This is a genomic window from Pseudomonas sp. URIL14HWK12:I6 (assembly GCF_000514195.1).
GTDB classification, from domain to species: domain Bacteria; phylum Pseudomonadota; class Gammaproteobacteria; order Pseudomonadales; family Pseudomonadaceae; genus Aquipseudomonas; species Aquipseudomonas putida_A.
In genome coordinates this window covers 551,932-561,859 of record NZ_AZVL01000001.1, presented here as the reverse complement: position 1 = coordinate 561,859, position 9,928 = coordinate 551,932, and the positions used below count along the sequence as shown (strand labels likewise).

Sequence of the window (9,928 nt, the reverse complement as noted above, 5' to 3'; positions counted from 1 at the left end):
CCACTCACGCCTTATCCGTCGCGGACGCCGACGGCAAGGTGAAACCGGATACCGAACGGCGCAGCTGACTGGCCATTTTCGCCAGATTGCCGATGCTCTCGGCGGTGGCGGTGGAGCCGGACGAGGTCTGCGTGGTGATCTGCTGGATCACATTCATCGTCAGTGAGATCTGCCCGGCCGACGAGGTCTGCTGCTGCGCCGCGTTGGAGATGCTTTGAATCAACGCGGCGAGGGTTTTCGAAACGCCTTCGATTTCTTCCAGCGCCACCCCGGCATCCTGCGCCAGTCGGGCGCCGCGCACCACTTCGGTGGTGGTCTGCTCCATGGAAATCACCGCTTCGTTGGTGTCGGTCTGAATCGCCCGCACCAGGGTTTCGATCTGCCGGGTGGCGGCGGACGAACGCTCGGCCAGTCGCTGCACTTCGTCGGCAACCACGGCAAAGCCGCGCCCGGCGTCCCCGGCCATCGAGGCCTGAATCGCCGCGTTGAGCGCGAGGATGTTGGTCTGGTCGGCAATGTCGTCGATCAGGCTGACGATGTCGCCGATTTCCTGGGACGACTCGCCCAGACGCTTGATGCGCTTGGCGGTGTCCTGAATCTGTTCACGAATGTTGTCCATGCCGTGGATGGTGTTGTGCACCACCTCGTTGCCCTTGTTGGCGATCTCCACCGAACGCTCGGCCACCGCCGAGGATTCAGCGGCGTTGGCCGAGACCTGATCGATCGACTGGGCCATATCGCTGATCGCGGTCGAGGCTTCGGAAATCTGCTGCGCCTGATGTTCCGAGGCCTGGGCCAGGTGCATGGCGGTGGCCTGGGTTTCCTGCACGGCGGCGGCGACCTGGCCGGCGGTGAGGTTGATGGTCGCAACCAGATCGCGCAGTTGATCAACCGAGTAGTTGATCGAGTCGGCGATGGTCCCGGTGAAGTCTTCGGTTACCGAGGCGGTCACGGTCAGGTCGCCGTCGGCGAGGTCTTCGATCTCGTCGAGCAGGCGCATGATCGCGTTCTGATTGCGTTCGTTCTTCTCGGCGGTCTCGCGCAACTGGCGATTGGTTTCACGAACCATGACCATGCCGATCAGGATGATCGAGGCCAGCGCCAGCAAACCAAGGACGTAGCCGCCGATGGTGTCGGTGTTGCGCCCGCCAGCGAGGTTTTCGAAACCGCTGGCGAGGTGCGAGGCTTCGTCGAGCAGGGTCTGCGACAGGCTGAAGATATTGCTCGCCGACTCCCGGACCTTGAACAGCTCCGGCGAGGTTTCGAGGATTTCATCCACGGAGCCGGAGACGAACTGGAACAGCTCGGAAATTTCACTCAGCCGCGCACGGGCATCACGGTCTTCGACCTGGCTGATTTTCAGGGTCGGGTTGCCCTGCAACATGCCGTTGAGCACCTGGCCGAAACGGGTGGCATCGCGGCCAAACGCATCGGCAGCCTGCTGCGAATTCTCGTCGCCAGCGAGCACGGTGTTGACCGCGCCGAGAATGCGTTCAGCGAGCAGCGATTGGCGCTGGGCCATCGCCACTTGGGCGGCTGGCGCGCCGCGTTGCAGAAGGATCTCGACGACTTTTTCGTATTCGATCTGCAACTGCGGCACGGTTTCGGCCAAGGTCGCGGCGACTTGATGCAGCGAGAGCACGGTCTGCTCGCTGGAGAGAATCGCGTCGGTGTTTTTCAGCAGGCGTTCCCAATCCAGCTGCACCGCGCGCATTTCCGGGCGCACGGTGGCCGGCGCGGGCGGCAGGCCGGTGGCCGGATCGCCCTTCTTCAGGTAACCCCAGCGCTGGGCAAAATCGTTGCGCGCATCGCTCAGCAGCTTGAACGCTGCCGACTTCCCGGCAGCCGCTTCGGTGGCGTTCTTGGCGATGCGTTGCGACAGCACGCGCAGCTCACCGGCGTGGCCGATGTACTGCTTGTCGTAGTTGGCCTGGGTGTTGAGGTAGGCGAAGTTGGCGAACAGCAGCATGATGAACACGATCAGTGCGATGAACAGCACGATGATCTGCGAGCGACTGCGCGACCCTTCCGCCGATTTGCCTGTTTTTGCCTTTGTCATCGGTCCTCGCCCTTAACCCACATCTTTGAGGCCTGCTGCAATCCCTGTGGGAGCGAGCCTGCTCGCGAAAGCGTCGGGTCAGCCAATATTTATCTTGCCTGACACGCCCTCTTCGCGAGCAGGCTCGCTCCCACAGGGGACAGTGTTGAATCTGTTATATCGCGACGCTCATGAACACTGGCGATTTGGCCAGCGCAAACAGGCTGAACACCCGCCAGTTCTGCTCACGCCGGAAATAGCCTTTGACGAACTCGGCCTTGGAACCCTGGCGTTTGCTGATCGAGATCGGTTCGAAGCTGTCCTGCTCGAAGTGCTGCAGACCGAACACCTCATCAACCAGCAGCCCGGCGAACACGTCGTTGTGCTCCACCACCAATACCCGCCGCTGTTTGCGCAGCGGCGACAGCTCATGGCCGAAGAAGCCGCACAGGTCCATGATCGGCAGCAAGCGCCCACGCAGGTTAGCCACCCCTTTGACCCACGGCTTGACCCCGGGCAACTGCGTGCAACGCGGTTCGTGCAGCACTTCGCTGACTTCGCCCATCGGCGTCACGTACCAATGCTCGCCGAGGCGAAAACCGATGCCGCTCCAGCGATCCTGACGGCCGGGCTGCGACGGCAGGTCCGCCGCCAGCAGACGGCAGCGCTGGTCGATCTGCCACAGCAGCTCGAACGCGGTCAGCGACTGGTTCATGGCCGCGCGATCAACCGGCCAGCACGTTGTTCAGGGTCTTGATCAGCATGTCTTCTTCGACCGGTTTGGTCAGGTAATCCTTCGCGCCCTGGCGCGTGCCCCAGACCTTGTCGGTTTCCTGATCCTTGGTGGTGATGATGATCACCGGGATGTGGCTGGTCTCGGCATCCTTGGTCAGTTGCCGGGTGGCCTGGAAGCCGTTGAGGCCGGGCATGACGATGTCCATCAAGACCGCGTCAGGCTTTTCCTGACGGGCCAGGGCCACGCCGTCGGCGCCGTTTTCGGCCTTGAGCACTTCATGGCCGTGCTTTTCCAGCATGCCGGTGAGTTTGTACATTTCAGTCGGCGAATCATCGACGATCAGGATACGTGCCATGGTCTTCCCCATTTTTCTTGTCGACACCCGGCCCGCTGGCCGAGCGTCACTGTACGTGTCTTACTGCGGCAAAACGGCGGCGAAGCCCGGAACATGGGCCTGAATCGCGTCGAGCAGTTCTTCCTTGCTGAAAGGCTTGGTCAAAAATTGATCAGAACCGACAATCCGCCCCTTGGCCTTGTCGAACAGCCCGTCACGCGACGACAGCATGATCACCGGCGTGGCCTTGAACGCACTGTTGTTCTTGATTAAAGCGCAGGTCTGATAACCATCCAGACGCGGCATCATGATGTCGACAAAAATGATCCCGGGGTGGTGGTCGGCGATCTTCGCCAAAGCGTCGAAGCCATCGATCGCCGTGATGACTTCGCAGCCCACATTTTTCAACAGCGTTTCGGCGGTGCGACGAATCGTTTTCGAGTCATCGATCACCATGACCTTCAAGGCGCTGGACTGCTGTTCCATAAGAGGGCTCTACCGTCGCCTTTGCGAATCAAATTGTCCGTTTTGCGATGAGTAATGGCTGGAAACCCTTGATGCTCAAGGGCCAGCACGCTATGCCAGCCTTTTTAGCACAGTCTCCAGATGCAATCTATCGACGGGTTTTTCCTTGACCGAAAACCCTGCCAGCGCCACTCTGGCGGCACTTTTTCAATACCGATCCGGTAGCCAATTTTCGAGGAAAACCCAATGAGCGTTCGCGTCGGGATTGTCATGGACCCTATCGCCAGCATTTCCTATAAAAAGGATAGCTCGCTGGCCATGCTGCTGGCCGCGCAGAAACGTGGCTGGGAACTGTTCTACATGGAGCAGCGCGACCTGTATCAGGCCGAAGGTCAGGCCCGGGCGCGCATGAAGCCGCTGAAAGTCTTCGCCAACCCGGAAAAATGGTTCGAACTGGACGCCGAGCAGGACAACCTGCTGAGCGACCTCGACGTGATCCTGATGCGCAAGGATCCGCCGTTCGACATGGAGTTCGTCTACTCCACCTATTTGCTGGAACAGGCCGAAACCGCCGGCGTGCTGGTGGTCAACAAGCCGCAGAGCCTGCGCGACTGCAACGAAAAACTGTTCGCCACGCTGTTCCCGCAGTGCACCCCGCCGACCATCGTCAGCCGCCGCGCCGATGTGCTGCGTGAATTCGCCGCCAAGCATGGCGACGTAATCCTCAAGCCGCTGGACGGCATGGGCGGCACTTCGATTTTCCGTCACCGCGTCGGCGACCCGAACCTGTCGGTGATTCTGGAAACCCTGACCGCCCTCGGCAATCAGCAGATCATGGGCCAGGCCTACCTGCCGGCAATCAAGGACGGCGACAAACGCATCCTGATGATCGACGGCGAGCCGGTGGATTACTGCCTGGCGCGAATTCCGGCGCAAGGCGAAACCCGTGGCAACCTCGCGGCCGGTGGTCGTGGCGAAGCGCGGCCGCTGACCGACAAGGATCGCTGGATCGCCGCCCAGGTTGGCCCGACCCTGCGCGAGAAAGGTTTGCTGTTCGTCGGTCTGGACGTGATCGGTGAAAACCTCACCGAAATCAACGTCACCAGCCCGACCTGCATCCGCGAAATCGACAACGCTTTCGGTACCGACATCGGCGGCATGCTGATGGATGCCATCGACAAGAAGCTGCAAGCCGCCGGCAAAAAGCCGCAAGCTTGACGTGTGTCACATGCAGCCTGTCGCTTGAAGCGTGAAGCCCAAGGCGCGAAACCAACATTGCGTTATCATGCGCAGCCTCTGAAAAACGCGATGTTGGTTTTCTTGTCATGACCCTCCCGTCCGATCTGCCCGCAGAACTCGCCCACCGTGGCGTGCGCCCGGCCGATCGCCTCGGATTTACCCTGTTTCTCGCGGCGCTGATTCATTTGGCGCTGCTGCTCGGCGTCGGCTTTACCATGGTCGAACCCAAGCAGATCAGCAAAACCCTGGAAATCACCCTCGCCACCTTCAAGAGCGAAACCAAGCCGAAAAAGGCTGATTTCCTCGCTCAGGAAAACCAGGAAGGCAGCGGCACCCTCGACAAGAAGGCGATTCCCAAGACCACCGAGGTCGCGCCGTTCCAGGACAATCAGGTCAAGAAGGTCACCCCGCCCCCGGCCGCCAAACCGGAAGTGCGCGAAGCCGCGCCAAAGGCTGCGGTGACCACGGTGGCGCCGAAACAGCAAAAGGCGCCGACCAAGAAAGAAGAAACCAAAACCGAGACCAAACCCGCGGTCAACGCGCCGACGTTCGACAGCTCGCAGTTGTCCAGCGACATCGCCAGCCTCGAAGCGGAACTGGCCAACGAACAACAGCTGTACGCCAAGCGCCCGCGGATTCACCGTTTGAGCGCGGCCTCGACCATGCGCGACAAGGGCGCCTGGTACAAGGATGACTGGCGCAAGAAGGTCGAACGCATCGGCAACCTCAATTACCCCGAGGAAGCTCGGCGCAAGCAGATCTACGGCAACCTGCGGCTGATGGTCTCGATCAACCGCGACGGCTCGCTGTATGAAGTGCTGGTGCTCGAATCGTCCGGCCAGCCGTTGCTGGATCAGGCGGCGCAGCGCATCGTCCGACTGGCGGCACCGTTTGCGCCGTTTACCGGCGATCTGTCGGATATCGACCGACTGGAAATCATCCGCACCTGGAAATTTGCCCGGGGCGACAAGCTTTCCAGCAATTAAGAACACCGCAAAACCCCTGTGGGAGCGAGCCTGCTCGCGAATGCGGCGGATCAGCTACATCAATATTGAATGACACACCGCTTTCGCGAGCAGGCTCGCTCCCACATTGCATCGGTGTGTCACCTGCATCTCCAGCTTGTCAGTTCGCCCCTTGAACGCCACACTATCGCTCATGAAAAACGTCAGCCCCAGCTACCTCAAGCATCACTTCCTGATTGCCATGCCGCACATGGCCGACCCGAACTTTGCCCACACCTTGACCTACATCGTCGAGCACACGGCCAATGGCGCCATGGGACTGGTGGTCAATCGACCGCAAGAGCTGAATCTGGCTGACATCCTCGAGCAATTGCGCCCGGACATCGATCCGCCAGCGCTGTGCCAGCATGTGCCGATCTTCATTGGTGGCCCGGTGCAGACCGATCGCGGTTTCGTCCTGCACCCGGCGGGCAAGACCTTTCAGGCCACCGTCGAACTGGACGGTGATCTGGCGCTGTCCACCTCGCAGGACGTGCTGTTCGCCATCGCCGACGGCGTAGGCCCGGCGAAAAGCGTGATTGCCCTCGGTTATGCCGGTTGGGAAGCCGGGCAACTGGAGGCTGAACTGGCCGACAACGCCTGGCTGACCTGCCCGTACGACGCCGACATCCTGTTCAACACCAGCAGCGAGCTGCGTCTGGAAGCGGCGGCACGGCATCTGGGGATCAACCTCAGCCTGCTGACCAGTCAGGCGGGGCACGCCTGATGGCCCTGCGCCTGATTCTCGGCTTCGACTACGGCACCAAACAGATCGGCGTTGCGGTCGGCCAGGTGATCACCGGCCAGGCCCGCGAGCTGTGCACCCTGAAAGCGCAGAACGGCGTGCCCGACTGGAATCAGGTCGAAGCGCTGTTCAAGGAATGGAAACCCGACGCCGTGGTGGTCGGCCTGCCGCTGAACATGGACGGCACGCCCAGCGAGATGTGCCTGCGCGCGGAGAAATTCGCCCGCCGTCTCAATGGCCGTTTCAATGTGCCCTTCTATACCCACGACGAACGCCTGACCACCTTTGAAGCCAAGGGTGAACGACTGGTGCGCGGCGGGCAGAAAGGCAGTTACCGCGACAACCCGGTGGATGCCATCGCCGCCGCTCTGCTGTTGCAGGGCTGGCTCGATGAAAACACTGCATTGTTTGAATCCTGACAAGCGCTTCGGCGCTTTTCTTTTGGTTATAAACCCAGCCGCGTCCGGCAGGACGCGGCTCGGAATCACGAAGGAGCAACCATGAGCCTGCCCAATCCCGCCGATCTGATCAGCCAGATGGCGACCCGCCTCAAGGCGCACCTTGCACAGCGTGATATCAGCGAACCGCGTTACATCGGCATCCGCACTGGCGGCATCTGGGTCGCGCAGGCCTTGCTCAAGGAATTGGCCAGCGACGCGCCATTGGGCACGCTGGATGTTTCCTTCTACCGCGACGACTTCAGCCAGAACGGCCTGCACCCGCAAGTGCGCCCCTCGGCCCTGCCCTTCGAGATCGAAGGCCAGCATCTGGTGCTGATCGATGACGTATTGATGAGCGGCCGGACCATCCGCGCCGCCATGAACGAACTGTTCGACTACGGCCGCCCGGCCAGCGTGACCCTGGTCTGCCTGCTAGACCTGGACGCCGGCGAGCTGCCGATCCGCCCGAACGTGGTCGGCGCGACGCTGTCGCTGGCCGCCAATGAGCGGGTCAAGCTGTCCGGCCCGGAGCCGCTGACGCTCGAACTGCAAGACCTGAATTCCTAACCCGCCCTTATTGAGAGTCCCCCTCGCGATGACGCCTCTAGATACCAAGCGCCCGCTGCAGCTCAATGATCAGGGCCAGCTGCGCCACTTCCTCTCGCTCGATGGCCTGCGCCGCGAGTTGCTGACGGAAATCCTCGACACTGCCGACTCGTTCCTCGAAGTCGGTGCCCGGGCGGTGAAGAAGGTCCCGTTGCTGCGCGGCAAGACCGTGTGCAACGTGTTCTTCGAAAACTCCACCCGCACCCGCACCACCTTCGAACTGGCGGCCCAGCGGCTGTCGGCGGACGTGATCACCCTGAACGTGTCGACCTCGTCGGCCAGTAAAGGTGAAACCCTGCTCGACACCCTGCGCAACCTCGAAGCCATGGCCGCCGACATGTTCGTCGTGCGCCACGGTGATTCCGGCGCCGCACACTTCATCGCCGAGCATGTCTGCCCGCAGGTGGCGATCATCAACGGCGGCGACGGCCGGCACGCGCACCCGACCCAGGGCATGCTCGACATGCTCACCATCCGTCGGCACAAGGGCGGTTTCGAAAACCTCTCGGTGGCGATCGTCGGCGACATCCTGCACTCGCGGGTGGCGCGCTCGAACATGCTCGCGCTGAAGACCCTCGGCTGCCCGGACATCCGCGTGATCGCGCCGAAGACTCTGCTGCCGATCGGCATCGAGCAGTACGGCGTCAAGGTCTACACCGACATGAACGAAGGCCTGAAGGACGTCGACGTGGTGATCATGCTGCGCCTGCAGCGTGAGCGCATGACCGGCGGCCTGCTGCCGAGTGAAGGCGAGTTCTACCGCCTGTTCGGCCTGACCACCGCGCGTCTGGCCGGGGCCAAACCCGATTGCATCGTCATGCACCCGGGGCCGATCAACCGTGGGGTAGAGATTGAGTCCGCGGTGGCCGACGGCCCGCACTCGGTGATCCTCAATCAAGTCACCTACGGCATCGCCATCCGCATGGCCGTGCTGTCGATGGCCATGAGCGGGCAAACAGCACAACGTCAATTCGAGCAGGAGAACGCCCAGTGAAGCTCAGCATTCTCGGCGCCCGCGTCATCGATCCAAGCAGCGGCCTGGATCAAATCACCGACATTCACGTTGAAGCCTGCAAGATCGTCGCCCTCGGCGCCGCACCGGCCGGTTTCACCGCTGTGGAAACCATCGACGCCAACGGTCTGGTTGCAGCACCGGGCCTGGTCGACCTGAATGTGGCCCTGCGCGAGCCGGGCTACAGCCGCAAAGGCAGCATCGCCAGCGAAACCCGCGCAGCGGCGGCCGGCGGCGTGACCAGTCTGTGCTGCCCGCCGAAGACCAAACCGGTGCTCGACACCTCGGCCGTGGCCGAACTGATCCTCGACCGCGCCCGCGAAGCCGGCAACACCAAGGTGTTTCCGATTGGCGCGCTGAGCAAAGGGCTGGACGGCGAACAGCTTGCAGAGCTGGTGGCGCTGCGCGACGCCGGGTGTGTGGCGTTCGGCAATGGTCTGGAGAGTTTCCGCAACACCCGCACCCTGTGCCGGGCATTGGAATACGCGGCGACCTTCGACCTGACGGTGATTTTCAATTCGCAGGATCACGATCTGGCCGATGGCGGTCTGGCCCATGAAGGCGCGGTCGCCAGTTTCCTCGGCCTGCCGGGGATTCCGGAAACCGCTGAAACCGTGGCTCTGGCTCGCGATCTGTTGCTGGTCGAGCAGACCGGCGTGCGCGCGCACTTCAGCCAACTGACCAGCGCGCGCGGCGTGGCCCTGATCGCTCAGGCGCAGGCCCGTGGCTTGAAGGTCACGGCGGATGTCGCCCTGTATCAGTTGATTCTCACCGATGAAGCGCTGATCGACTTCAGCAGCCTGTATCACGTGCAACCACCGCTGCGCACCCGCGCCGACCGCGACGGCCTGCGTGAAGCGGTGAAGTCCGGGGTGATTTCGGCGATCTCCAGCCATCACCAGCCGCATGAACGCGACGCCAAACTGGCACCGTTCGGTGCGACCGAACCGGGCATCAGCAGTGTGGAGTTGCTGCTGCCGCTGGCGATGACGCTGGTTGAGGATGGTTTACTGGATCTGCCGACCCTGCTGGCGCGCCTGAGTGCCGGGCCTGCGGATGCACTGCGTCTGCCGGCGGGCAAACTGGCGGTAGGCGGTGCGGCGGATATCGTGCTGTTCGACCCGAAGGCGTCCACCGTGGCCGGCGAAGGCTGGCTGTCGAAGGGCGAGAACTGCCCGTTCCTCGGTCACACCCTGCCGGGTGTGGTGCGTTACACCTTGGTGGATGGGCGGATCAGTCACCAGACGTAACCGGCTGCTGAGGGACATTGTGGCGAGGGGATTTATCCCCGATGGGCTGCGCAGCAGCC

Annotated in this window: 11 protein-coding genes; 7 read left to right on the top strand and 4 right to left on the bottom strand. The window is 62.2% G+C overall.

Going from position 1 to position 9,928, the window contains the following annotated elements; genetic code table 11:
- Positions 1–4: 4 nt before the first annotated feature.
- From H043_RS0102615 to pilG, 4 genes are all read right to left on the bottom strand, one after another.
- Positions 5–2,059 (bottom strand): methyl-accepting chemotaxis protein, encoded by a 2,055-nt coding sequence (locus tag H043_RS0102615; RefSeq protein WP_027610585.1) that lies wholly within the window; start codon positions 2,057–2,059, stop codon positions 5–7.
- Between the two features lie 154 nt (positions 2,060–2,213).
- Positions 2,214–2,753 (bottom strand): chemotaxis protein CheW, encoded by a 540-nt coding sequence (locus H043_RS0102610; protein ID WP_007964098.1) that lies wholly within the window; start codon positions 2,751–2,753, stop codon positions 2,214–2,216.
- Between the two features lie 10 nt (positions 2,754–2,763).
- On the bottom strand, positions 2,764–3,129 hold the full coding sequence (pilH, locus tag H043_RS0102605) for a twitching motility response regulator PilH (RefSeq protein ID WP_025109154.1): 366 nt from the start codon (positions 3,127–3,129) through the stop codon (positions 2,764–2,766).
- A 60-nt stretch (positions 3,130–3,189) separates the two neighbouring features.
- Complete coding sequence (pilG, locus tag H043_RS0102600) at positions 3,190–3,594, bottom strand: twitching motility response regulator PilG (RefSeq protein WP_003229093.1); 405 nt, start codon at positions 3,592–3,594, stop codon at positions 3,190–3,192.
- A 225-nt stretch (positions 3,595–3,819) separates the two neighbouring features.
- On the opposite strand from pilG, the gene gshB reads away from it, so the two are divergent.
- The 7 genes from gshB to H043_RS0102560 all read left to right on the top strand — a co-directional run bounded on the left by gshB (position 3,820) and on the right by H043_RS0102560 (position 9,869).
- Entirely contained in the window at positions 3,820–4,791 is a 972-nt protein-coding gene (gshB, locus tag H043_RS0102595; RefSeq protein ID WP_027610584.1) for a glutathione synthase, read from the top strand.
- Positions 4,792–4,898: 107 nt separating this feature from the next.
- Complete coding sequence (locus tag H043_RS0102590) at positions 4,899–5,798, top strand: energy transducer TonB (protein WP_007964106.1); 900 nt, start codon at positions 4,899–4,901, stop codon at positions 5,796–5,798.
- A 172-nt stretch (positions 5,799–5,970) separates the two neighbouring features.
- Positions 5,971–6,543, top strand: a complete 573-nt coding sequence (locus H043_RS0102580) for a YqgE/AlgH family protein (RefSeq protein ID WP_025109150.1) — start codon at positions 5,971–5,973, stop codon at positions 6,541–6,543.
- Complete coding sequence (gene ruvX / locus H043_RS0102575) at positions 6,543–6,980, top strand: Holliday junction resolvase RuvX (RefSeq protein ID WP_003229101.1); 438 nt, start codon at positions 6,543–6,545, stop codon at positions 6,978–6,980. The genes H043_RS0102580 and ruvX overlap by 1 nt, the downstream gene beginning before the upstream one ends.
- Before the next feature lie 81 nt (positions 6,981–7,061).
- The gene (gene pyrR, locus H043_RS0102570; RefSeq protein WP_027610583.1) at positions 7,062–7,568 is read left to right on the top strand and encodes a bifunctional pyr operon transcriptional regulator/uracil phosphoribosyltransferase PyrR; all 507 of its coding nucleotides are present in this window, start codon (positions 7,062–7,064) and stop codon (positions 7,566–7,568) included.
- Between the two features lie 28 nt (positions 7,569–7,596).
- Positions 7,597–8,601: an aspartate carbamoyltransferase catalytic subunit gene (locus H043_RS0102565; protein ID WP_003229107.1), complete on the top strand. Its 1,005-nt coding sequence runs from the start codon at positions 7,597–7,599 to the stop codon at positions 8,599–8,601.
- Positions 8,598–9,869, top strand: coding sequence for a dihydroorotase (locus H043_RS0102560; RefSeq protein ID WP_027610582.1), 1,272 nt, complete (start codon positions 8,598–8,600; stop codon positions 9,867–9,869). Before H043_RS0102565 ends, H043_RS0102560 begins: the two co-directional genes overlap by 4 nt.
- The last annotated feature ends 59 nt before the right edge of the window (positions 9,870–9,928 follow it).

Bases quoted from the DNA above. Each gene is read 5' to 3' on its own strand.
- H043_RS0102615 (WP_027610585.1), bottom strand. From the start codon at position 2,059: ATGACAAAGGCAAAAACAGGCAAATCGGCGGAAGGGTCGCGCAGTCGC.
- H043_RS0102610 (WP_007964098.1), bottom strand. From the start codon at position 2,753: ATGAACCAGTCGCTGACCGCGTTCGAGCTGCTGTGGCAGATCGACCAG.
- pilH (WP_025109154.1), bottom strand. From the start codon at position 3,129: ATGGCACGTATCCTGATCGTCGATGATTCGCCGACTGAAATGTACAAA.
- pilG (WP_003229093.1), bottom strand. From the start codon at position 3,594: ATGGAACAGCAGTCCAGCGCCTTGAAGGTCATGGTGATCGATGACTCG.
- gshB (WP_027610584.1), top strand. From the start codon at position 3,820: ATGAGCGTTCGCGTCGGGATTGTCATGGACCCTATCGCCAGCATTTCC.
- H043_RS0102590 (WP_007964106.1), top strand. From the start codon at position 4,899: ATGACCCTCCCGTCCGATCTGCCCGCAGAACTCGCCCACCGTGGCGTG.
- H043_RS0102580 (WP_025109150.1), top strand. From the start codon at position 5,971: ATGAAAAACGTCAGCCCCAGCTACCTCAAGCATCACTTCCTGATTGCC.
- ruvX (WP_003229101.1), top strand. From the start codon at position 6,543: ATGGCCCTGCGCCTGATTCTCGGCTTCGACTACGGCACCAAACAGATC.
- pyrR (WP_027610583.1), top strand. From the start codon at position 7,062: ATGAGCCTGCCCAATCCCGCCGATCTGATCAGCCAGATGGCGACCCGC.
- H043_RS0102565 (WP_003229107.1), top strand. From the start codon at position 7,597: ATGACGCCTCTAGATACCAAGCGCCCGCTGCAGCTCAATGATCAGGGC.